The sequence below is a fragment of the Ignavibacteriales bacterium genome (assembly GCA_016214905.1).
Classification (GTDB): Bacteria; Bacteroidota; Ignavibacteria; order UBA10030; family SZUA-254; genus PNNN01.
Window position 1 is genome coordinate 1,314,530 of sequence record JACRMQ010000007.1, and the last position, 23,675, is coordinate 1,338,204.

19 protein-coding genes and 1 tRNA gene are annotated in these 23,675 nt (G+C 40.1%); 18 read left to right on the forward strand and 2 right to left on the reverse strand.

Annotated features, from left to right (window positions below; translation table 11 throughout):
* The first annotated feature begins 6 nt into the window (after nt 1-6).
* From HZB59_12675 to HZB59_12690, 4 genes are read left to right on the forward strand one after another with little or no spacing between them, the layout of a single operon-like run.
* Complete coding sequence (locus HZB59_12675; GenBank protein MBI5022283.1) at nt 7-2,166, forward strand: TonB-dependent receptor; 2,160 nt, start codon at nt 7-9, stop codon at nt 2,164-2,166.
* Nucleotides 2,167-2,169: 3 nt separating this feature from the next.
* On the forward strand, nt 2,170-3,588 hold the full coding sequence (locus tag HZB59_12680; protein MBI5022284.1) for a YchF/TatD family DNA exonuclease: 1,419 nt from the start codon (nt 2,170-2,172) through the stop codon (nt 3,586-3,588).
* Between the two features lie 7 nt (nt 3,589-3,595).
* A complete protein-coding gene (locus HZB59_12685) occupies nt 3,596-3,955 on the forward strand; it encodes a HEAT repeat domain-containing protein (protein MBI5022285.1) in 360 nt (119 codons plus the stop codon).
* Between the two features lie 16 nt (nt 3,956-3,971).
* Entirely contained in the window at nt 3,972-5,690 is a 1,719-nt protein-coding gene (locus HZB59_12690; GenBank protein ID MBI5022286.1) for a peptidylprolyl isomerase, read from the forward strand.
* Between the two features lie 12 nt (nt 5,691-5,702).
* Here HZB59_12690 and HZB59_12695 read toward each other — a convergent pair whose 3' ends face one another.
* A complete protein-coding gene (locus tag HZB59_12695; GenBank protein MBI5022287.1) occupies nt 5,703-6,608 on the reverse strand; it encodes a DUF4835 family protein in 906 nt (301 codons plus the stop codon).
* A gap of 85 nt (nt 6,609-6,693) precedes the next feature.
* Here HZB59_12695 and HZB59_12700 point away from each other — a divergent pair, with 85 nt between their 5' ends.
* The 6 genes from HZB59_12700 (at nt 6,694) to HZB59_12725 (ending at nt 16,013) form a co-directional block, all read left to right on the forward strand.
* Entirely contained in the window at nt 6,694-7,494 is an 801-nt protein-coding gene (locus HZB59_12700) for a hypothetical protein (GenBank protein ID MBI5022288.1), read from the forward strand.
* Between the two features lie 13 nt (nt 7,495-7,507).
* Nucleotides 7,508-9,274, forward strand: a complete 1,767-nt coding sequence (locus HZB59_12705) for a hypothetical protein (GenBank protein ID MBI5022289.1) — start codon at nt 7,508-7,510, stop codon at nt 9,272-9,274.
* A 98-nt stretch (nt 9,275-9,372) separates the two neighbouring features.
* Nucleotides 9,373-10,479 carry a tRNA 2-thiouridine(34) synthase MnmA gene (gene mnmA / locus HZB59_12710; GenBank protein MBI5022290.1) on the forward strand — a complete coding sequence of 369 codons (1,107 nt, stop codon included), beginning with the start codon at nt 9,373-9,375 and terminating at the stop codon, nt 10,477-10,479.
* Between the two features lie 117 nt (nt 10,480-10,596).
* Entirely contained in the window at nt 10,597-12,006 is a 1,410-nt protein-coding gene (locus tag HZB59_12715) for a hypothetical protein (protein ID MBI5022291.1), read from the forward strand.
* Nucleotides 12,007-12,172: 166 nt separating this feature from the next.
* Complete coding sequence (locus HZB59_12720) at nt 12,173-13,732, forward strand: acyl-CoA carboxylase subunit beta (protein ID MBI5022292.1); 1,560 nt, start codon at nt 12,173-12,175, stop codon at nt 13,730-13,732.
* A 106-nt stretch (nt 13,733-13,838) separates the two neighbouring features.
* The gene (locus HZB59_12725) at nt 13,839-16,013 is read left to right on the forward strand and encodes a LysM peptidoglycan-binding domain-containing protein (protein ID MBI5022293.1); all 2,175 of its coding nucleotides are present in this window, start codon (nt 13,839-13,841) and stop codon (nt 16,011-16,013) included.
* Between the two features lie 49 nt (nt 16,014-16,062).
* Here HZB59_12725 and HZB59_12730 read toward each other — a convergent pair whose 3' ends face one another.
* On the reverse strand, nt 16,063-16,671 hold the full coding sequence (locus HZB59_12730; GenBank protein MBI5022294.1) for a hypothetical protein: 609 nt from the start codon (nt 16,669-16,671) through the stop codon (nt 16,063-16,065).
* A 268-nt stretch (nt 16,672-16,939) separates the two neighbouring features.
* Between HZB59_12730 and HZB59_12735 the strand changes: the two genes are divergently transcribed.
* The 8 genes from HZB59_12735 to HZB59_12770 all read left to right on the forward strand — a co-directional run bounded on the left by HZB59_12735 (nt 16,940) and on the right by HZB59_12770 (nt 23,635).
* Nucleotides 16,940-17,026, forward strand: a tRNA-Ser gene (locus tag HZB59_12735).
* A 132-nt stretch (nt 17,027-17,158) separates the two neighbouring features.
* Complete coding sequence (locus HZB59_12740; protein ID MBI5022295.1) at nt 17,159-18,277, forward strand: DegT/DnrJ/EryC1/StrS family aminotransferase; 1,119 nt, start codon at nt 17,159-17,161, stop codon at nt 18,275-18,277.
* A 178-nt stretch (nt 18,278-18,455) separates the two neighbouring features.
* Nucleotides 18,456-19,757: a UDP-glucose/GDP-mannose dehydrogenase family protein gene (locus tag HZB59_12745; protein ID MBI5022296.1), complete on the forward strand. Its 1,302-nt coding sequence runs from the start codon at nt 18,456-18,458 to the stop codon at nt 19,755-19,757.
* A gap of 4 nt (nt 19,758-19,761) precedes the next feature.
* A complete protein-coding gene (locus HZB59_12750) occupies nt 19,762-20,706 on the forward strand; it encodes an SDR family oxidoreductase (protein ID MBI5022297.1) in 945 nt (314 codons plus the stop codon).
* Between the two features lie 25 nt (nt 20,707-20,731).
* Nucleotides 20,732-21,670, forward strand: coding sequence for a DUF2279 domain-containing protein (locus HZB59_12755; GenBank protein MBI5022298.1), 939 nt, complete (start codon nt 20,732-20,734; stop codon nt 21,668-21,670).
* A gap of 21 nt (nt 21,671-21,691) precedes the next feature.
* Complete coding sequence (locus tag HZB59_12760; GenBank protein MBI5022299.1) at nt 21,692-22,255, forward strand: manganese efflux pump; 564 nt, start codon at nt 21,692-21,694, stop codon at nt 22,253-22,255.
* A gap of 71 nt (nt 22,256-22,326) precedes the next feature.
* Nucleotides 22,327-23,004 carry a peptide-methionine (S)-S-oxide reductase MsrA gene (gene msrA, locus HZB59_12765; GenBank protein ID MBI5022300.1) on the forward strand — a complete coding sequence of 226 codons (678 nt, stop codon included), beginning with the start codon at nt 22,327-22,329 and terminating at the stop codon, nt 23,002-23,004.
* A 163-nt stretch (nt 23,005-23,167) separates the two neighbouring features.
* Nucleotides 23,168-23,635, forward strand: coding sequence for a peroxiredoxin (locus tag HZB59_12770; GenBank protein ID MBI5022301.1), 468 nt, complete (start codon nt 23,168-23,170; stop codon nt 23,633-23,635).
* Nucleotides 23,636-23,675 lie beyond the last annotated feature (40 nt).

Genomic DNA, 23,675 nt, shown 5'->3' on the forward strand with positions numbered 1-23,675 from the left:
TTGAGTATGAATGTTTTCTGTTTCGCCCAGACAGAACGGCGAAGTGGAATTTCGGGGATTGTCAAGAGTGCTGATGGGAACCTATTGCTTCCGGGTGTGAATGTTGTACTTAAACAAACCGTTATCGGAACGATAACAAATCAATCAGGAGAATTTACGATCTCTCGATTAATATCAGGAAAATATACGGTTATATTTACTCTGATCGGATACAAGAAAAGTGAAGCTGCAATTGAACTTGGTGAAGGTGAGTCAAAATCCATTGAAGTTATTTTGCAACCTGTGCCCGTTCAAACAGAACCGGTGATTGTAACCGCAAGCAGAAGGGAGCAAAGTTTACAGGAGACGCCCGCAAGTGTCAGTATAATTCACGGCTCAGAACTAAATGCAAGGAATGCCGACACTATTGATCGCCTGCTTCAATATGTACCGGGTGTGAATATCACGCGTGGGCAGGTGAACGTGCGTGGCTCAACCGGTTACAGTTATGGAATTGGAACACGCGTGCTTTTACTCTTGGATGGAATGCCTTTTCTTAGCGGCGATACGGAAGAAATTATCTGGGAATCGATTCCCAGCATTGCGATAGATAGAATCGAAGTAGTGAAAGGTGCCGGCTCTGCATTGTACGGTTCGAGCGCTCTCGGTGGAGTCATCAATGTTATTACAAAACCAGTGATGGAAGAACCCGAAACATATGTCAAAGTATATGGAGGTACCTATTCTTCACCATCTTACTCGAAATGGGAATGGAGTGATAAGGCGCGAACATTATCCGGCTTATCCGCAAGTCGATTACAGAAGTTCGGCGATCTAGCGCTCGGTGTTGGAGTAAGCAGAACACTTGATGATGGTTTTAAACGAAATGATTATTGGAAGCGTTGGAACGGCTGGTCGCGTGTTGGTTATACTATTTCTCCATATCAGTCCGTTTCGGTTTCTTTCAACTATATGGATCAGCGCAGAGGCAATTTCCTTTACTGGAAAGATCTCGATCATGCTATTGAGCCGCAAGATGATCAATTAGAACAGGGGGTCCATTCAGTGCGGTGGAATTTAACGGCCGGTTATAATCATTTTCTATCGAATGATTTGTATTATACAGTCAGAGCAAGCTGGTACCGATCTGATTGGAACGATAATGTGCCGAGTATTAAATATCCTGAGGGAAGCAGTTCGATATCCGATAACATCCTTCTTGAAACGCAAGTGAACTATCAGATGAGTGATCATCATTATCTGACAGGTGGATTGCTCGGTTCTTTCAATCGCGTTGATGCGATGAAGATTTTCGGAACACATAACGTACTCGGAGGTGCGGCATATATTCAAGATGAGATTAAATTGTTAGCATCGCTTTTAACAACTGTCGGCGTACGACTCGATCTTCAGAAGATGGAAGATGCTGCGACTGTCAATAGAGTGAATCCCAAACTTGGAATTGTTTACAATCCATTTGCAACATTAACGATTCGCGCATCGGCAGGTAGCGGATTCAGAGTGCCATCCGTGGCAGAGATTTTCACGAATACAGATGCAGGCGGGTTGACAATACTTCCAAACCCGGATTTGAAACCAGAGCGTAGCTGGTCGTACGAAATAGGAGGGACGTACATTCCGTTATCTGAGATTGAAATAAATGCATCCGGTTTTGTAAACGATTTTCAGGATTTGATAGAACCAACATTCGGTTTGGATGGTAATGTTCATTTTCAAAATATCACCAGTGCTCAGATTTCGGGAGTTGAGGGATCGGTTGGTTGCTTTCTATTTGATAGGATATGGAATTCAAAAATATCTTACATGTATATTTATCCCGAAGATCGAACGAAACATGATTTACTGAAATATCGTCCGCGAAAATTATTTTACATCTCTACTGAAATTACGCCAGAACCTTTCCGGTTCGGATTCGATTACCGTTATTTAAGCCGGGTTGAGCGGATAGATCAGGAGTTCGTATATCTCGGTATCGTTCCTGATGGCGATCAGCGGGTACCGATATCAGTTTTAGATCTCCACGCGTCACTCGACTGGCAATTTGCCGGATTACCTTTAATCACTCGAATGAACATTAATAATCTTTTCCAATATTATTATGTTGATATGATTGGAAATATGGGATCGATCCGGAATTACCTCTTCACTCTCGAATCAAAATTCTAAAATATGTTAATCGATTCCCACGCCCATTTATTCTTCAAAGATTTTAAAAATGATTTGGATGAAGTTCTAGAACGAGCGAAAGATGCCGGAGTTGAATATATCATTTGTCCCGGCACCGATCTGCCAACGAGCATAGCATCCATAGAACTTGCCGAAAAATATCCATTTATCTATGCCGCGGTTGGATTTCATCCGCATGACGCATCGAAGTTGGATGAGAGGTCGCTTTCCGAAATCGAAAAATTATCGCATCACCCGAAAGTGGTTGCCATCGGTGAAATTGGGCTCGATTATCATTACAACTTCTCACCTCGTCCACAACAGATTGAGGCTTTTAATTCGCAAATAGAATTAGCTCAGAAACGCGATTTGCCGATTATCATTCATAGCAGGGAAGCCGAGGATGAGGTTATCTCGATTCTCGAAAATCAAATCAAGCATAGGCCTGGTTGGAGAAAATCACTTGCGAAAAATTATGATCGTTATCCGACTCCAAAAGGTGTTTTTCATTGCTTCCCCGGAGATTCAAAACTTGCCTGGAAAGTTATTAATATGGGATTCTATGTTTCTTTAACGGGACCTGTAACTTATGGCAACAAACCGAATAAACCTAATTCCATGATTGATGTTGCAAAAAACGTTTCTGCCGAGCATATTTTGTTAGAAACCGATTGTCCGTATCTTCCTCCCGCTCCGTTCCGTGGGAAGCGTAACGAGCCGGCGTACGTAAAATATATTGCGGAAAAAATAGCAGAGCTGCAGCATCTTTCAGTCAACGACATAGCACGCGCCAGCAGTTTTGCTGTTCATAATCTTTTTGGAATCGGAAAATATCCCGATCCGGTTTTTGCGTACACAATTCGCAATTCTCTTTATCTTAATATCACCATCAGGTGCAACGCCGATTGTGTTTTCTGTGATCGTAAGGGTGATGCAATCGTAAAAGGCAACAATCTGAAAATCACTAAAGAACCGACAGTAGACGATTTGATCAGAGAAATTTCAGATCCGAAACGGTACGATGATATTGTCTTCTGCGGATTTGGTGAGCCAACCATTCGTTTTGATGTTATGAAGGATGTGTCGCGATGGATAAAAGCTAACGGCGGTAAAGTTCGTCTGAATACTGACGGACACGGCAATGTTATCAACCACCGGAATATTATTCCGGAAATGAAAGGGTTGGTAGATTCAATTTCAATAAGTTTGAATTCAACAGATCCGGTACAGTATGGATCTTTGATGCGAATAGATGGTGTAAAATATTTTAACGCCATGGTTGAATTCGCTAAGGAATGTGTTAGGAGCGGCTTCGATGTGACTATGACAATGGTTGATATGAATGAAGTCGATGAAGCTAAGGCGTGCATATTCGTCGAGAAAGAAATCGGAGCAAAATTTAAAAATCGTCCATTATTTTAGGTGAGGTATGAAATATTTTCTCTTATCTATTTATTTTCTCATTTCAATCCATCATAAAACTTTTTCACAAACTGAAAAAGAAAAAGAATTGAAATTACAAAGAGATAAGATTGACCTCATCCAAGAAATGCAGGATAAACGCACAATTCATGATGGGAAATTGATCTCATATTTTTCCGATAACGATCCGGTGGTGCGGGAACGGGCGGTAATCGCCTTCGGTAGCATGCAAGATACCAATGTTATTCCATTGCTCATAGATAAGCTTACGAGAGATTCAGATCAAAGTGTGAACATAGCCGCCGCGTTCGCTATCGGGCAAACGGCAGGACTTTTATCACAATCCAAGAGAATCGCTCGAGCATGATTTAGTCTGGGCAAGAATGGATCAGGTTAAAGGTTCCGCGCGAGACCGACTAATAGAGGAGATAGGAAAATTTGGAACTGAACAAGCACTCAACGATTTGATTCTACGATTTGGAAATGATGTGTTAGCCGTGAGACCTAACGTCCTTTCACTGAGTATCGCCCGATTTGCAATCAGGAATATAACATCGCGCGAAGCTGTTCAGTATCTGCTGCAATTTATTAAATCGGACAATTCAACTCCGTGGGAAGTCGTTTATGCACTACAGAGAATCGGCAATCACGATGAGATAAAAAATAATATCGAATTAATTGTACCACTTTGGAAAAATTCGAATCCAAATGTGCGAATGCATCTGGCAACGATGTTAGGTAAGATAAAAAATCCAGCCATAGCTCTTGAACCTTTGCAGAAGATGTTTGAATACGATTCCGATTGGCGTGTTAAAGTAAACGCGGTTCGCGCGCTTTGCAATTATAATTTGAAAAATCAGAAAGAAATTTTAAATCGGATTAAATGGACATTCGATTCGAAGAATTTAAATCTTGCTGTAACAGCCATCAGCGCATTCGGTAACAGCTCAATGAAAGCCGATAGCGGTAATGGCGAAATGAAGAAATTATTCTCTAGACTTGAAAAAATATCTTTGAACTCAGATAACAGTTTCTCATGGCAACTGCAGGCAGAAGCGGCGAATGCTCTTGCAAAGTTGAGAGGGAAGAAAGCTCTTCCGTTTATTAAAATTGATGAAGAGATGTCGGTTAATCTGAAATCTTTGCTACTTACCGCGCTTGGTTCAGCGGGTTCACCCGCCAGCGCATCGATGCTTGAATCCTTTGTTGATGAGGATAATTATATATTAGCGCGCTCAGCGCTCGAAGGATTACAGACGCTCTGTCAGCGGAATAATACTGATTCAGCTCTGATTGCGCGAACATACAGTATCGTTGTGAGATCTTTAACTTTTGACGATCCGGCTGTTGTTACAACCGCCGCTTCGATTTTGGGAGATTCGATTTTTTTTAGAAGTTCGTCATTTGAACATCTTGCCGATGCTTTATCCGAATCTAATTTACCGAATGATATCGAGGCAGTTCAAGAAATTATTAACACTCTCGGTAAGTTGAAGGATAGACGAGCGGTAAAAATATTACAGCAACAATTCAATGCACGTGATATTACAGTTATTCGTGCCGCTGCATCCGCCCTGAAAGAAATTACGGGTCAAGATTATTCTTCTGAAATTCCAACATACATCGAACCTATCTATGTCGATTATGATACCGCTTATTTGCACTCCCTCCCCGATACTGTTGACGTAACTATGGAGACAATTCGCGGGGACGTTAAAATGGAGTTGTATAAGGATCAAGCTCCGTTCACCATCATGAGTTTCTTAAAGCTCGCAACACAAAGAGGATTTTACCGGGGATTGTCTTTCCATCGGATTGTTCCGAATTTCGTTGTGCAAGGAGGCGATCCGCATGGTGATGGATGGGGTGGACCGGGTTACGCGATACGATCTGAATTTTCTTTACTTTTCTTCGATACAGGTTCGATTGGGATGGCAAGTTCGGGTAAAGATACCGAAGGATCTCAATTTTTTATAACACAATCACCGCAACCGCACTTAGACGGTAGGTACACGAACTTTGGTAAAGTGATTTCGGGGATGGATGTTGTGAATCGATTAGAATTGGATGATCATATTTTCGATATACGCGTTATCCGATAAACATATTTATTCTCAGCGACGTTTACCGTCATATTCATCATACGATTTTTGATGTTCAGGATCGATTTTCGCAATTCGACTATAAATCGAAGGTTCCTTTGAGCGCTGGAACGTTTCACTAATCTCAAGATATTTCGTATCGAAAAAAGTTCGTATGATGATAGTTGGTTGATTGATTTTTTCACGAAGTTTTCCTATTTTATCCAACGCGAGGAAGATCCTGCGTAACGGCAGCTTCTTCTCGGTGTAGAGGGAATCGAGCCCTCTGAAATGATAGATGTGAACCGCCTTCCGGAAATCCTGGAACTTCGGATTCAGAAGTTCATCGATGATTTGTGAACGAGAGTATAAACCTTGTGTCGAGGATTCCCAACCTTTCGCATCGGATGCGGAACCGCGAGCAATGTTTGAAATCTCGTACGCCTTCTGAAAATATGGAGTTCCTCCGCCTGTCTGATATGTATCGGCATCGTATCCTAAGATCAGATAAATATAAAAATCAATGAAACTCAATAACGGATCGAATCGGGTTTCCATATGCGTGAGAGTTTGATTCCGAATATATTCGAAGTTCCACTTGTCGTCCATTATGCGAACAACTGCGGTGGATTTATCCGCCCGGTAAATCGGTCTTTGGCTGCCGATAAAAACTTGGGCTTTATATCCATGCTCTCCTTCACTTCCCTGGAACGAAATATTTATCGCGCATTTGATTCTCTGATCTCCCCGGTCTTCCTGTGTCCAGCGATGACCGTTGATATAATTTTTAAGTTGTTGAACGAAATCGTTCAAATTATCTTTCGCTTCAGATGTTGTCAACGGTTCGAGGTCGATGGTTACGTCGCAATCAATTTCCTGAGCTTGGATAAAAGTAGTCAGGCAAAACGACAGAACCGCGAATATGATTATGGTTTTCATAGAAAAATTCTCCTGTGTTGAAATATAGAGAATAGTCATCACTTGTTCAAGTTTCGAGTCAAAATTAAAATATCATGGAGGTGATATGATAAAGCTTATTGTTTCGATATTAATATTTGTTTCTGTCTGTGAATGTGGATTCGAGAAAAACAGTTTAGGAGCTCGTTCATCCGGTATGAGTTGTGCATTGACTGCGGATATCGGTGATGTCTGGTCGATTGCGGTGAACCCGGCAGGAATTGCGGGAATCGATAATTTTAAATTCGCCTGCTCCTACACTCCTCAAATATTTGGGATACGGGAATTGAGTATTCAATCATTAGTCGGTTATGTGCCTGTTTCATTCGGTGTATTCGGCGGCTTAATTCAAAGTTCCGGATTAAAAATGTATAAAGAAATTACCGCAACTATTTCATACGGAGCAAAGTTGTCAGATTTATCATTCGGTCTGAATCTGAATTATTACCATTTGTCAATCGAACGTTACGGTTCCGATGCGACCGTTGGGTGCGATGCCGGGATAAATATACCGCTATCGCAAAAAATCGAATGCGGCTTATCGATACGAAATATTAATTCACCCACAATCGGGAAAACGAAAGAAAAATTACCGCAATCGATTTCGGTAGGAGTAAATTATAAACCGTTCGATAATCTGCAAATTGTCTTCGATGCATTTAAAGAAATTTCATTCGACCCATCGCTCCGCACCGGCTTAGAGTATTGGTTGATCGATGCCTTTGCGGTTCGTGCTGGAATGATTGAATGTCCGATCCAATATTCTGCCGGTTTCGGTGTTCGAATCTCGATATTTCAAATCGATTATGCATCCAGCAGACATATCGATCTCGGATGGACTCATACATTCTCATTATCGTTTTTTTAGAAGAGGAGGAGAGATGAAAAGTATAATGTTATTTATTTCGATACTCCTGATTGAATCGATTTCCTTCTCTCAATCTGATGATTTAAATCAGATAGATTCTTTAGAGATAGATAATAGAATCGAAGAGCAGGTTGAACAATCTTCAACTTCTGATGACGATCCGAACACCGATCTGATATTCAAAAATAAACAGAAAGATGAATACAAAATATCCTTCAGGAACAGATTGAGTTGGAATTTGGATCGATCGGTAGGTTATATTCAAAAATCATACAAGGGTTCACCATATAAAATGTATCACCGAATTAAATCAAAAATCAGGAGAAATATATCCGGAGGTATATTAACAGAAAAGGATCCCGGCGAATTGCATTATGCAGACTTTCTCAGTTTCAATCTCGCAATCGCAGATGTCGGATCGATAAACAAAATTGTGTTTGGAGATTATGTCTTGAAAACGGGACTGGGACTTGTCTTTGGCGATTTGTACGGCATGACTAAAGGTGCCGAGATTGTATCTCCGGTATTAAGAGAATCGGATGTTGTTCGAAGTTATCTTTCCTCCGGTGAATCAGGTTTTTTCAGAGGTGCCGCGTTTGAATTTTCTCTGGGAAATTTTAATATAACGAGTTTTATATCAAGCATGAAAAAAAGTGCATCCATCGATTCGGCAGGTAATGTTACCAGCATTTATTCATCAGGATATTTTCGTACCGTGAATGAGATCTCTAAAAGAAATAACTTGTCGGAAAAAATGTATGGGGCTCATATAAAATTTAACGCATGGAAAGGGACCGTTTTTGGTTTGACATATTCCAGAAATTATTATTCAAATCCCGTTCTCCTTGATGATGGAAAAAAGGAGCTCGGTAGATCTAATACTGCATACTCTGCAGATTGGATGGTAATATCATCTGCGACAACATTCTTCGGAGAGTGTGCTGTTGCTAGCTCAACCCTTGCCGGACTTGGTGGAATAAAAATATCTCCTTATAACTCATTCTCCGTGATTACCGCTTACCGTAATTATCCTTACAAATTTGTCACTCTGCATGGCAATCCGTTCGGTGAACGAGGATCGGATGAGAATGGAATGTACCTTGGACTTACCGCCAAGATTTATCAGCGATTACGATTATCGATTTACGGAGATTTATTCCGGTTTAATGATTCGAATTCATCACGATTTTCCGAAGTCGGTTCTGATATTTTATCGCAGATCGAATTGGGTATCGATAAATCAACTTTACTCACAGTCAGGTATCGTCGGAAGAAAAGCCAAGATAAATTAGATGTGAGTGATAATTATGGATTTTCAAAATTGATTAACGGTGAAGTGCACAAACAACAAATCCGATTCAATATCGATCATTCAATATCTAAAAATCTTCGAGTGAAAGGGAGGTATGAATATCGACTTTTAAAACATGATTATTTTAAGATCGAATCCGGAACGTTAGTTATGAGCGATGTTGTTTATTCAGTGTCATCCTCATTTATCGTAAACAGTAGAACAATTTATTACAAGACTGGTTCGTTCGATAGCGGAATTTATGAATTCGAAAGAGACCTTGATGGTGTAATGACCCAACCGATTTTGTACGGAAAAGGATTGCGGTGGTATATCCTTCTAAAATATGAGTTGGTCGAATCGATTGAATTATCGGCAAAGTATTCAAACAACACAAGAGATGATTTGAAAAAGATAGGAACAGGAGCAGATCAGCTTCCCGATAATATCGATGAGAGAATTGGGATTCAAATAGAGATCAGATTTTAGATTTCGGATTTTATCCTTCATCCTTCATCCTTTATACTTCTGTGACCCATTGCTTCTTTTGCTCTTCCATGTAAAATTCTATATCTTAAAATAAATCTATGACAAATTCAAACAAAAATAAAACTGTAATTATCGCGATGAGCGGCGGTGTAGATTCTTCGGTAGCAGCCGCTATGTTGGTTGAGCAGGGTTACAATGTAATCGGTGTTACAATGAAAATGTTCAACTTCGAAGAGGTTGGCGGAAATGTTTATCGCGAGGCAAGTTGTTGCGGATTAGATGCATTCAACGATGCAAGAATTGTTGCGGTGAATTTAGGAATCCCTCATTACATTCTCGATTTTTCCGAGCAGTTCGGGCGCGAGGTGATCGATAATTTTGTCGATGAATATCGCAACGGACGAACGCCAAACCCATGCGTTGTTTGTAACCAGAAAATCAAATGGAGCGAGTTGCTGAAAAAAGCAGATGCGCTCGATGCTGAATTCATTGCCACCGGTCATTATGCGCGTGTTAGGTTTGATGAGGAATCGAAAAGATACAATTTGTTTCGCTCCAAAGACGCTGACAAAGATCAAACATACGCATTGTGGGGATTGAGTCAGGAATCTTTGCGGCGGACTATCTTTCCGCTCGCAGATATGACGAAGAAAGAAGTGCGAGCATTTGCTTCATCGAGGGGAATTAAAACCGCCACGAAGGAAGAAAGTTTCGAAATCTGTTTTGTCGCAGATAACGATTACCGCCGTTTCCTTAAAGAACGGTTTGCACGTACAGGAGTGAAACCGGAACCGGGTGATTTATTATTTGATGGGAAAATTGTTGGCAAGCATGAAGGCACTCCGTTTTATACGATTGGTCAGCGGAGCGGTATTGGTGCTCACGGAGAGAAAGTATATGTGACTGATATCGATCCGGGGAATAATTTAGTTCAGATCGGTAAAAATATCGATTTGATGAAAACTGAATTAATCGCTAAGAATATTAATCTGATCACACTGGAAAAACTTGACGGAGAAATAGCTGTGAAGGCAATGGTACGTTACAAAGATACGCCAACTCTGGCTATCGCTTCAGCATCTGCAGACGAGATGATAAAAATAATTTTTAAAGAACCGAAGCGCGCCATAACTCCGGGACAATCGCTGGTTATGTATGACGGCGATAAGGTTGTGGGTGGTGGGGTGATTGAAACCGTTCTCTGAATGGGTTAAAATTTTATCTTGTTTTTTAGAAATCAATGAGCTAACTTGATAAAAGTGAATCCTAATATATTAGATTCACTGGGTGAAAATATTAATAATTATGCTAAGAGGCAGGTTATGAAAGCATCGATTATATTATTAATTTTATTTCTTTCTTTAAGTGTAATATCTTTCTCACAAATTACACATCTGGGTTTGGACAGCATTTGCGTTAATGATATCAGGATCTACAATGATTACCTCTATGTAGGAACGGTTGATAGTGGTGTATACCGGTTCAATGGTGCCGATTCATCGTGGAGTAATCTTGGATTGAGAGGTAGATGGATTACATCAATATATCCTGACTACTCTTCGCTAAGAGCAGGAGTTGACCGACAAAAAAGGCCTGGCGATTCGACATTGATATATAGATTATCAACTGGAGATTGGATCGCTGATGACAGCGGAATTGTTAAATCGGAAGTTGGCAAGGTAAGTATGATTGACGGGAATGGCTACTATTTATTTGCAGCCACCGATGGAGGAATCTATAAAAAAACTGATACTTCATGGCAGAATGTATTTCCTGCATCCACGATGGCAAATATTAAAATATCTCCATATTCTCAATTATGGATTAGTGGAATGTCTGGTTACGGATTTTATCTAATCGGAAAATCAAACGACTGGGGGCAAACTTGGAACGGTGTCTCAGATGATGATACACTTTTTAATGGAAATGTTACATCATTCGCCTTTCATTCAAAAGACACGAATATTATTTATTTTGCAAATGGGAATTCAATTGTAAAAATCACTGACTCTCGTATTTCACCTGGTAATCCTTTGGTTGGTCATCGTACTCTTATCTGTGATCATAACTTAAGCACGGTAGTAATAGATCCATTCGATAATAACCATCTGCTTGCTGGCGGAGATCATTTCCAATTATACGAAACGACAAATGCGGGAGACACTTGGCAATTAATAACCGCGGTCGATAGCGGAAATAATATCACCGATCTGGAAATCAGAGAAACCAACTTGTGCAAAGTATATATCTCTACAAGTAAGAACGGTGTTTACCAGTTGACATTACCCGATGCAGGATACAGGATGAAGCTTAATTTTTGTGGATGGAATCTATTTTCGTTACCTCTGATCCCGCGCGATTCATATAAACCAAATCTAGTACCGTCCGCAATCTCAAAAGCATTTTCTTTTAAAGGGCAGTATGAAATGCAGGATTCATTAATCCCTGGTAAAGGATACTGGGTGAAGTATGACGGATGCAAAACAGAATATTTTATCGGTGAACAAATTTTTTCTTTATCAATTGATGTTCTCCCCGGTTGGAATATGATTGGTTCGATTTCCAAACCGGTAGCGGTCGCAAATATCGGATTATCATCCGGATTGACAATCGGACCAGTATACACATATACCGGTGGTTCTTATCTTCACGCAACTACAATCGATCCCGGTTTAGGATACTGGGTAAGAGCAAATCAAGCAGGCACAATAACGTTGGTTGCTTCACCTTAGAGAAAGCATAACGATGTAACATTTTCGGTGGAATTAATTTTGATATGCGATGTGCGATATGGGATACCGACATTGCATATCAAACATCCATCTGTTTTTTCTTGACATCCATCGCATCTTTCCCTATATTTCTCATCATCAATGTTAAAATTGCCAAAGGTGGTTTATGTCAAAACAAAATAAGTCGGAAAGATTAGCACAGTTACATCATCTAAAAGAAAAATCTTTACACGGTGGTGGTGCAAAAAGAATCGAAGATCAGCACAACAAAGGTAAACTTACTGCCAGAGAACGGATTGAGGTTTTGTTGGATCGTAACAGCTTTCTTGAAATTGATGCGCTTGTTGAGCATCGCTCTTATGATTTCGGTTTAGAAAAACAAAAAGTTCTTGGAGATGGAGTTGTAACAGGCAGCGGAACCATCGATGGTCGATTGGTTTTCGTTTTCAGTCAGGATTTTACGGTATTTGGTGGATCGCTTTCCGAGGCGCATGCGGAAAAAATTTGCAAGATAATGGATATGGCTTTAAAAGTTGGCGCACCTGTAATAGGGTTGAATGACTCGGGTGGTGCACGAATTCAGGAAGGTGTTGTAAGTCTTGGCGGGTACGCCGATATATTTTTACGCAACACACTTGCATCCGGTGTTATTCCACAAATATCAGCAATCATGGGACCATGCGCAGGTGGTGCAGTTTATTCTCCTGCGATAACCGATTTCACTTTCATGGTGAAAAATACAAGCTATATGTTTGTGACGGGACCGAACGTCGTAAAAACCGTTACTCACGAAGATGTATCGTTCGAAAATCTTGGCGGTGCAATCACACATGCAACAAAATCGGGTGTGGCGCATTTTGCTTGTGAAAACGAAGGGGAGTGTTTACTGGCGATAAGAAAATTGGTCAGTTTCCTTCCACCGAATAATCTAGACGACGCGCCAATGGTAAAATCTAAAGATGATCCGAATCGGTCGGATGAAAAACTTAACTCGATTGTACCCGAGAACCCGAACAAACCTTACGATATGAAAGAAGTGATCAGGTTGATAGTTGATGATAATGATTTTTTTGAAGTGCATGAATTGTACGCACAAAATATAATTGTCGGATTCGGACGACTTGGCGGACGGTCTGTTGGAATTATCGCGAACCAACCATCGGTACTGGCAGGTGTACTGGACAATGATTCATCCATGAAAGGTGCCCGCTTTGTACGCTTCTGCGATGCGTTTAATATCCCGTTAGTCGTCCTAGAAGACGTCCCTGGTTTCCTACCCGGCACAGATCAGGAATGGCGGGGGATAATCAAGAACGGTGCAAAATTGCTTTACGCGTTTTGTGAGGCAACAGTTCCAAAAGTAACTGTCATTACGCGCAAAGCATACGGAGGAGCTTATGACGTGATGAATTCGAAACATATTCGTGGTGACTTCAATTTTGCCTGGCCCACGGCGGAAATTGCGGTCATGGGGCCTCAGGGTGCTGTGGAGATAATCTTCAAAAAGGAGATAGAAAATGCGGAAAATAAAGAAAAAGCGCTTTCGGAGAAAGTAGAGGAGTACCGGACAAAATTCGCTAATCCATACATCGCTGCTGCCCGTGGTTATCTTGATGATGTAATAGAACCGAGTGAAACACGGTCGCGTTTGATTAAAGTGCTTAAAATATTAGAAAACAAAGTAGACCTCAATCCGAAGAAAAAGCATGGTAATATACCACTATGAAATGAGATTTATCACTCCCCTTTGAAATAGTGCTTGACATTTTCCGCTAAAACACCTATATTTTCAACAGCTATAATTTAAGTTAAACGAAAATATCGAGTATTTATTGAAAAAGATAACAGTTGGAATATTACTTCTCGCAGTGTTGTTTGGTTGCTCGACTGAGAAATCGGTTAAGACATCACATCAACCGTTACCACCCAACCTTCCAACAATAAATGCCGCCTACCTGGATACATTATCAAAAGATGAGATGGAATCGGCAATAAGCGACAGTTTGATTGCAGATTCTACTTATGATGAATTAACAGGCCAGTTACTGGAAGCGGCTCGTCAACATTATCTGAATGCCTTGGATGCAGAACAGGCAGGCGATTCAGTTCAAAGTATCAATGAATTTGAATATGCTATCGGAATTTTAAACGAACTTGCATTTTATCCGAATATCGAAAATAATCAGGATTTTAACGATCTATCTCATAGTCTCGTGGAAGATTATGAAAAATATATCGCGAACATCGATCGTCTTGGATCGCAAACCTCAATTTTCGCATTGCGGCAAAAATTGAATGAACTTGATGAGTTACAACCAGGACAAGACGAAGACACAACTATTAAAGTCATAACCACAACTTCAGTCCCTCTTGTTATTAATGGTCATGTTGAGAAGAATATAGAATTTTTCCGTGGAAAAGGAAGAAAGCATTTTGAACATTGGTTGTACAAAGGCGGCTTATATTTTCCGATGATGAGAAAAATCTTTCGGGAAGAAGGTGTGCCGGAAGAGTTAATGCATCTCTCGATGGTCGAAAGCGGCTTGAATCCGATCGCGCGTTCATGGGCGAAAGCCGTAGGAATATGGCAATTCATTAAAGGAACAGGAAAGTTGTACGGACTTCGAGGAAATTTTTGGTTTGATGAAAGAAGAGATTTCGAGAAAGCCACAAGAGCGGCTGCTCGTCATTTAAAAGATCTTTACACAGAATTCGGGGATTGGTATTTAGCGCTTGCCGCTTATAATTCTGGCGCCGGCAGAGTTTTTCGCGCAATAAGAAAAAGCGGCTCTCAAGATTTTTGGAAACTAAGACCCTTCCTCCCAAAGGAAACTAGAAATTATGTCCCTCAATATATTGCCGTAACGGCGATGGCGCTTGATCCGGAAGGATATGGTTTTTCAGTAGTTCCTTCGGATCCATTGGCGTATGATTATGTCACCGTTGATGGTTCGCTCGATTTATCTGTGCTTGCAAAATGTGCCGGCACTGATGTGGGAACTTTAAAAGATTTGAATCCGGAATTATTACGCTGGTGTACACCACCCGGGATCAATGATTACAATTTGAGAATTCCGGCTGGGAAACAATCATTATTTTCAGAAAACTATACCACCATTCCATCGAGTGAAAAACGTGATTGGATTGTCCACAAAGTTCGTAAACGCGAATCGCTCGCATCAATTGCGAAGCGGTATGGTATTACAAGTGATATGATCGTTGAAGCGAACAGATTGCCGTCCAAGTCAATCAAGGCGGGAAAAGAATTGATAATACCTGTTCCGGAAACCGCGAATAAATATTTAGCGTCGATCACCGATGAAGGTGGTGACAAAAGTGAAAAGTCGAACAGTGTAGAGCGGGTAAATATATCTGAAAGAAAAAAGGGGAAATCGAAAGTCTCCTACCGTATTCGCAAAGGAGATACACTCGGAAAATTAGCCGAATGGTTCGATGTTCGTATCTCTGATCTTAGGATATGGAATGGAATTCCATACGGAAGTTCAATCAAGGCGGGTGGAATATTGACCATATGGGTACCAAAAGAACGAGCCGCTGAGGTTACAGCATTAAGCAACGTTTCAGAAACCGAACATGATAAAATGCTTTCATCAGGTGAACCGGAACCAAAAAGATATTCGGAAAAAAAACACGCAGGTCCATACTGGGTGAAATATAAAATTAAATCAGGCGATAACCTTGGAAGTATAGCCAAAAAATATAGTGTGGCAATCGAAGACCTTCGGAAGTGGAACGGTTTTACATCATCTACCATTCAAGCCGGACAAGTTATCGAAGTGTTGATTGAAGGAAATGGTTCATTATCCATGGCAGCAGCCAATGATACAGGTAAGAATAAAAAAGGGTTAACATATACGGTGAGGCGGGGCGATACACTCGAGAAAATCGCCGCTACATTCGGCGTAACGATTGAACAGTTGCGTAACTGGAACAGGTTACGAACATCAAGAATAGTTGTTGGACAAGAATTGTTCATCAATTCTTGATACCGGATCGTACAAATTTCAATTCTTTTCTTATTTATAAAAATTTAAATTATCTCCGCAAACTGCTCAATATGCGTGCAACATCTATTGATCCGGAAGTTATATTTTGAATTTCATTGATCGGAATTTTTAAATCATCATTTCCGTTTTTTAAAACGACTGCCGATCTCAACGGGATGTCGCCGTTTTCAAACAATCTCCTGAATTGCATCATCTGAACTCTCTTCTCTCCAATCTTTGATAATGTTGTCAGACCGCTGATGTAAAGTTCTGCCGGTTCAGACTTCCCCTTTAACATTATGCGAATATGTTCCAAATCAAAACTTATAAATTGACCTTCCCAGACTTTATTTTCCGCAATTTTTGTGGTGATTTGGATATTCTCACCATATTGAGGTAATAGTTTGTTTAAGATCGATTGAGAAATAGTTTCGTTGTAAGAGATGGCATAATCGGGAATAGGAATATCCTGAACACCAATATATTGTCCTGTCATGATTTTTCCGGCTTTCGTGGTGATAGTAACGGCGTTCCCCTTTCCGATATCGGAACCATCCGGTATATCTTTGGTTGTCCATCCGGTTATGCTGCATCCGGGTAGTGAGAGAAATATTGTAATTGAGATTACAACCAGTAGGTAAGAAGTTTGATGTCTCATAGTTAGCTCCTTTAAAATTAATAAATATTTTGTGAGCTGTCGTATTACATATTATGATACGTAATAGATTTATTTAGTTACATAAGATGCCTGCAAGATGACCAAAGTTTAAAAATAAATCTCGGTATCGGTTAATTGTACTATCTTGTTCTGCACACGATTTAGTGTATAATCGTTATTGTTTTTCTTCCTCCTTTTTCGTAGATTATCACTGAATTTAATGCGTCCGTTTTTTTAAATTTTTAATTTTTAACTTTTTAATTGATCCGGAGAGGTGTCTGAGTGGTTGAAAGAGCCGGTCTCGAAAACCGGTGTAGGCGCAAGTCTATCGAGAGTTCGAATCTCTCCCTCTCCGCTAAACTACGTTTAGCAGTTATAACTGACGACGCTCCGCAAGGAGCATAGTCAGGAAAATATAATTCATTTTAATGATTCAATATTTAAATCATTCCAATTATTTCAATCATCCAATCATTCTATATAAATTATGAAAATCCCACTTGCAGATCTAAAAAAACAATATCAAACTATAAAACCGGAAATAGATTCCGCTATTCAAAATGTAATTGAAAACACGCAATTCATACTGGGTAAAGCTGTCAGTGATTTCGAGCAAGAATTTGCAAAAGCTCATCAAGTAAAACATTGCATTGCAGTCGGCTCTGGTACTGATGCACTCCACGCTGCTCTCTGGGCTTTAGATATTGGTGCTGGAGATGCGGTTGTAACAACACCTTTTACATTCATTGCGACCGTCGAAGCTATTTCTCTTACCGGCGCTCAGCCGCTTTTCGTCGATATAGAGCCGAAGACATACACGATGGATCCGTTAAAGTTAGACGAGTTATTGAAATCTCCTCAGGGTAAAAATGTGAAAGCCATACTGCCGATACATTTGTACGGTCAACCGACGGCTATGGATGAAATTCAGAAAATTGCTTTGAAATATAATGTAAAAATAATTGAAGATGCCGCTCAATCTCATTTGGCAATGTACGACGGAAAATTCGTAGGCAACTTTGGTGAAGCCGCCTGTTTCAGCTTTTACCCTGGTAAAAATTTAGGAGCGTATGGTGAAGCCGGCGGAATCATTACGAACAATGATGAGTTTGCAAAGAAACTCCGTCAACTTCGCGATCATGGTCAGTCTGAAAAGTATAAACATCAATTCTGGGGACACAATTACCGGATGGACGGAATACAAGGTGCTGTGCTTGGTGTTAAGCTGAAATATCTCGCACAATGGACAGCAAAGCGGAGGGAGATAGCAGCAAAGTATAAGCAGGCATTCAGCGGCATCAGCGATCTGATTGTGCCGTACGAGTCACCTAAAGCAGTTCACGTTTATCACCAATTTGTTTTGAGGACAAAGAAACGGGCGGCATTTCAACAATACCTTACAGATAAAGAAATTGGAAACGCGCTTCATTATCCTATTCCGATTCATTTTCAGGAAGCATACAAGCATCTCGGTTACAAGCCCGGTGATTTTCCTGTAAGCGAAGCGTGTGCAAACGAAAATATATCAATACCGGCGCATCCTGAGATGACGGATGAGATGGTTGGCTATGTAATTGATAATGTAAATAAATATTTTATTGGATAATCAGGTATTTCTTTCAATAAATTATCGTTTGATCTCATTCACGTTGAGTCAAATAAGATGATGAATTTTCCAATCATGAGGATTATTCCTTTCTTTGAATTTCTCCTCAAAAATCCATATACTATTCCCAATCTTGTAATCAAAAAATACTGATTATTAATCACATTAAGGATATTCAATGAAAATTAGCGTTATTGGAACCGGCTATGTAGGACTTGTTGTTGGAACTTGTTTTGCCGAGACCGGCAACGATGTAATCTGTGCCGACATTGACGAGCGAAAAATAAAAATGCTTAAAAAAGCAAAGTCACCTATCTACGAACCCGGTCTTGAAGAATTAATCAAAAAAAATATAATCGAGAAAAGAATCACATTTACAACGAATATAACCCATACAATCAAATCGACCGATGTTATATTTCTTGCGTTGCCAACTCCGCCAATGGAAGACGGCTCGGCAGACCTACAGCACGTGCTTGCCGTTGCAAAACAAATTGGACAAGGAATGAACGGTTATAAAGTAGTTGTGAATAAAAGCACCGTTCCTGTTGGCACTGCAGACAGGGTGAAAGAGGCAATCAGCAAATACACAAAACATCCGTTCGATGTCGTGTCAAATCCTGAATTTCTAAAAGAAGGCGCCGCAGTTATGGATTTTCTTAAACCCGACCGGATTGTTGTCGGTACCCGGAGTCCTCGCGCTATAAAGGCGATGGAAGAACTTTACGCCCCATTCATCAGAACAGGCAAACCATTTATCGTAATGGATGAACGAAGTTCCGAGTTAACAAAATATGCCGCAAACTCCATGCTTGCGACGAAAATCTCATTCATGAACGAAATTGCAAATTTGTGTGAGCTCGTTGGAGCCGATGTTGAAATGGTTCGCAAAGGTGTAGGCAGCGATCCGCGCGTCGGGCCACAATTCCTTTTTGCCGGAGTCGGATACGGCGGTTCTTGTTTCCCGAAAGATGTAAGCGCTCTCGTTAAAACATCTGAAGAGTACAAATATAATTTTCAAATATTGAATTCAGTCATTGATGTGAATAAAACACAGCGCCTCTTATTCACAAAAAAGATTTCCGCTCATTTCAAAAAGAATCTTAAGAATAAGAAGATTGCAGTGTGGGGTCTTTCTTTCAAGCCGAACACAGATGATATGCGGGAAGCACCTTCGGTAACAATTATCAAAGAATTACTGAAAGCCGGAGCAAAAGTTCATGCTTATGATCCTGTGGCTATGCACGAAGCAAAACGACATCTCGGTAATACCATAACATACGCGAAGCGCGATTACGATGCGCTTAGAGATGCCGACGCACTCGTTGTTGTAACGGAGTGGCACGAGTTCCGCGTACCCGACTTCAAAAAAATGAAAAAACTTATGAGAGGGAATGTAGTTTTCGACGGAAGAAATATTTACGATCCTATTGATATGCATAAAAAGGGATTTAAGTATTTCGGAATAGGTCGAGGATAAATCAATGGCAATGAAGATTGTCTCGGTTGTTACAGGCGGTGCGGGCTTTCTTGGCTCGCACCTTTGTGACCGATTGCTCGCCGAAGGCCATAATGTAGTTTGTATCGATAATCTAATTACAGGTGATACAGCGAATATTGCCCATCTCGTTGGTCATGAAAAATTTTCGTTTGTCAAACACGACATAACAAATTACATATTCATCGACGGACAGGTGGATAATGTTTTACATTTCGCTTCACCTGCCAGCCCGATAGATTATTTAAAACTTCCGATTCAAACGTTAAAAGTCGGATCTCTTGGAACACATAAAGCGCTTGGATTGGCAAAGGAAAAAAATGCTCGTTTTCTGATCGCGTCAACATCGGAAGTTTACGGCGATCCGCTGGTTCATCCTCAGGAAGAATCGTATTGGGGGAATGTTAATCCGATCGGGTTTCGCGGAGTTTACGATGAAGCAAAAAGATTTGCTGAGGCAATGACGATGGCATATCACCGATTTCATAATGTTGATACCCGGATCGTACGCATATTTAACACGTATGGTCCCCGGATGCGAATAAACGATGGACGTGCGATTCCTGCTTTCATGTCGCAAGCTATAAGAGGAGAAGATGTAACAGTTTTTGGTGATGGAAGTCAGACGAGAAGTGTTTGTTATGTTGATGATCTGATCGACGGTATCTACAAACTGCTGATGTCCGATATTACGGAACCTGTTAATATCGGTAATCCTGATGAACTGCCGATGATCGATCTTGCCAAAGAAATAATTGAACTAACAGGGAGTAACAGTAAAATCATATTCAAAGAATTACCGGAAGATGATCCGAAAATTCGGCAACCGGATATCACGAAGGCGAAGAAATATCTCGGATGGGAACCAAAAGTGAACCGGATAGAAGGACTGAAAAAAACTTTGGAATATTTTCGGAAAAAAGTATCATAATCTTGTCCAAAATATTCAAGATGGTATGATCAGTGGTATAAAATCGCCGGTTTATTTTTTCCTATTGCTGATTTTGGGGCTGGGGCAAACGAACGCTTTTTCTTCTGACAATTATTCGACTCATCCTGATCCATCGGATATAACATTCCAAAATATTCTGATCGAAAGTGACACTACTGAAAGAGTGAATTCAACTCGTCTTGCATTAGTTGGCGGCACTTTTCTTACTACGATGGCTGTGATACATATCTATCAGCAAAATGGGTGGTGGAAGGGTAACCGTGCCCCGTTTCATTTCAGAGAAGATTTAGTTTATGGTCTGTGGTTGGATAAGATCGGACATTTTTATGGAGGAGCGATTCTCGGTTATACGATGAGTAAATCGCTGGAGTGGGCTAATGTACCTGAAGAGAAAGCGGTCTGGATTGGTTCGGGTGGTGGATTGCTTTTTCAATCGTATGTTGAAATTGAGGATGGCTTTTCCAAGTGGGGATTTGACCGTGTGGATTGGGCTTTCGATCTCGGCGGTGCCGCACTTCCGGTTCTTAAATATTATTATCCTTCGTTGAAAAATTTTGATTTAAAATTCAGCTATCATCCTTCTGCTCTCCTGGGTAATCCCGGAGGTATAGGATTCAGAGGGCAAAAGCATTTAATGGTGGATGATTATGAGGGACAAACATTTTGGCTTAGTTTCAAAGTCCATAATCTTATCCCTGAAAGTGTTGAAATGTACTGGCCTTCATTTTTGTGCTTATCAATCGGATATGGCGCAAGGGGTATCGCCGATCCTAATCCGCGCCGGGTTTATTATATCGCGCCGGATATTGATATGACAAAGATAATCCCGGATAACACCAAATTTTTAAAAGCACTCGGTGAAGCGCTGAACTTTATTCATCTTCCTATGCCTGCTGTTCAATTCTCTTCTAATAAACCGATCTGGTTCGGATTGTATTTTTAATTTGTTTTCATAGGTTAAAAGTTGGACATAATCACAATCATATTGATAGCTTTTGGTTTGTCTATGGATGCCGTCGCTGTTGCGATCGGGATGGGTTTGTCTATTCACACTTTAAGAATTCAACATGGATTGATAATCGGATTATTCTTTGGCTTCTTTCAATCGATTATGCCTGTGATAGGATGGGCAGCGGGAAGATCATTTCAATCGGTAATGATGACAGCAGATCATTGGATCGCATTTGCGTTGTTAACAATAATCGGTTTGAAAATGATTTACGAATCTATAAAAATTAAATCAGAAGAAGATGATGTAAAATCTCTTACGATATATTCTCTATTTACATTATCTGTGGCAACCAGTATCGATGCATTCGCAATTGGAATAAGCTTCGCTATGCTCGAGATGTCTATTGTAACGCCGATAATAATTATTGGATGTATAACATTTATTCTCTCATTCCTGGGGGTTGGTTTTGGAAAGCACGTAGGGAAATTATTACCTAAAAAAATTGAGATTGTTGGCGGAATTGTATTGATCGCGATCGGTATCAAAATACTTATCGAGCATGTCGGGAATTTCTGACTTTGAGTAGGATGAAAATACCGTAGATTGAAACCTTTCGGGGAATTATTCTGTTATAATTGCAGATTCATATGAGACACTCGAACAGCTTTTTAAATTCTATATTATGTATCATTATCGTTACGTTTTTAGGCATATCAAGTTCAAAAACGGGAAATCGTTCTATGCAAAATCCTGAGAATCATTCTGCAATAAATCGAGAATCAGACACATTGGAAACAGTAACACTTGGTGCAGGTTGTTTCTGGTGTGTTGAGGCAATCTTTCAGAATTTGGAAGGTGTGTATTCGGTTGTGTCAGGTTATTCAGGTGGAACTGTAAAAAATCCTACATACGAAGATGTTTGCACCGGCAAAACAGGTCATGCCGAAGTTGCGCAGATAAAATATGACCCAAGAATGTTATCATTCGATGAATTGCTGGAAGTGTACTGGTCGAGTCATGATCCAACAACTCTGAACAGGCAAGGATCGGATGTTGGTACGCAATATCGGTCGGTTATCTTCTACCATAATCCGCGCCAAAAAGAGTTGGCGGAAAAGTATAAGAAGAAACTGAATTCTGAGCATGCTTTTGAAAATCCGGTTATCACCGAGATAAGTGCCATAAAAGAATTTTATAAAGCAGAAAATTATCATCAAAATTATTTCAATGAGAACCCGAATAAACCTTATTGCCAATTTGTAATACGACCAAAGCTGGAAAAATTTGAAAAGATATTTAAAAACAAAATTAAAAAGAAGCATTAATTGGTTTTGGAATTCAATTCGGGATTTGATATAATTAACCCATAACAATAATTTTGTCTGCATCTTTGAGGTAATATCTGCATCAAATGGGTATGTTTCATGGGAATCATGATTTGAGCGATTTATCAACTTTATCTTATCTTATTGAAAGGAAATATGTATGTTGTTAACAACTGGAACTAAAGCACCTGAATTTAAATTATTTGACACTGAAAGAAAAGAGCGTTCTCTTTCAGAATTTTTAACAAGTAAAACTCTTCTTGCATTTTATCCGGGCGCATTCACCGGCGTTTGCACGAAGGAACTATGCGCGTTCAGAGATGCGATGGCAAACTTTAATAATTTAAACGCGCAGGTCGTTGGGATCAGTGTTGATGGACCGTTTGCTAATAAAGCATTTGCCGATCAAAATAAATTATCGTTCCCCCTTTTGAGCGATTATACTTCCGAGGTCAGTAAAATTTACGGCGGTGTTCACTATGACTTTGCGGGATTGAAAGGATATACGGCATCGAAACGTGCTGTTTTCATCATAGATAAAAATGGAATCGTAAAATATTCATGGATTACAGACAATCCCGGGGTAGAGCCACCGTACGATGAAATCAATAAAGCTTTAGCTTCAATGTAAGTGTTAATTATTAGCTGTCAATTTTCAATTGACAATTAAC

Coding starts and splice junctions, on each gene's coding strand:
- HZB59_12675 (MBI5022283.1), top strand. CDS start 7: ATGAATGTTTTCTGTTTCGCCCAGACAGAACGGCGAAGTGGAATTTCG.
- HZB59_12680 (MBI5022284.1), top strand. CDS start 2,170: ATGTTAATCGATTCCCACGCCCATTTATTCTTCAAAGATTTTAAAAAT.
- HZB59_12685 (MBI5022285.1), top strand. CDS start 3,596: ATGAAATATTTTCTCTTATCTATTTATTTTCTCATTTCAATCCATCAT.
- HZB59_12690 (MBI5022286.1), top strand. CDS start 3,972: ATGGATCAGGTTAAAGGTTCCGCGCGAGACCGACTAATAGAGGAGATA.
- HZB59_12695 (MBI5022287.1), bottom strand. CDS start 6,608: ATGAAAACCATAATCATATTCGCGGTTCTGTCGTTTTGCCTGACTACT.
- HZB59_12700 (MBI5022288.1), top strand. CDS start 6,694: ATGATAAAGCTTATTGTTTCGATATTAATATTTGTTTCTGTCTGTGAA.
- HZB59_12705 (MBI5022289.1), top strand. CDS start 7,508: ATGAAAAGTATAATGTTATTTATTTCGATACTCCTGATTGAATCGATT.
- mnmA (MBI5022290.1), top strand. CDS start 9,373: ATGACAAATTCAAACAAAAATAAAACTGTAATTATCGCGATGAGCGGC.
- HZB59_12715 (MBI5022291.1), top strand. CDS start 10,597: ATGAAAGCATCGATTATATTATTAATTTTATTTCTTTCTTTAAGTGTA.
- HZB59_12720 (MBI5022292.1), top strand. CDS start 12,173: ATGTCAAAACAAAATAAGTCGGAAAGATTAGCACAGTTACATCATCTA.
- HZB59_12730 (MBI5022294.1), bottom strand. CDS start 16,671: ATGAGACATCAAACTTCTTACCTACTGGTTGTAATCTCAATTACAATA.
- HZB59_12740 (MBI5022295.1), top strand. CDS start 17,159: ATGAAAATCCCACTTGCAGATCTAAAAAAACAATATCAAACTATAAAA.
- HZB59_12745 (MBI5022296.1), top strand. CDS start 18,456: ATGAAAATTAGCGTTATTGGAACCGGCTATGTAGGACTTGTTGTTGGA.
- HZB59_12750 (MBI5022297.1), top strand. CDS start 19,762: ATGGCAATGAAGATTGTCTCGGTTGTTACAGGCGGTGCGGGCTTTCTT.
- HZB59_12755 (MBI5022298.1), top strand. CDS start 20,732: ATGATCAGTGGTATAAAATCGCCGGTTTATTTTTTCCTATTGCTGATT.
- msrA (MBI5022300.1), top strand. CDS start 22,327: ATGAGACACTCGAACAGCTTTTTAAATTCTATATTATGTATCATTATC.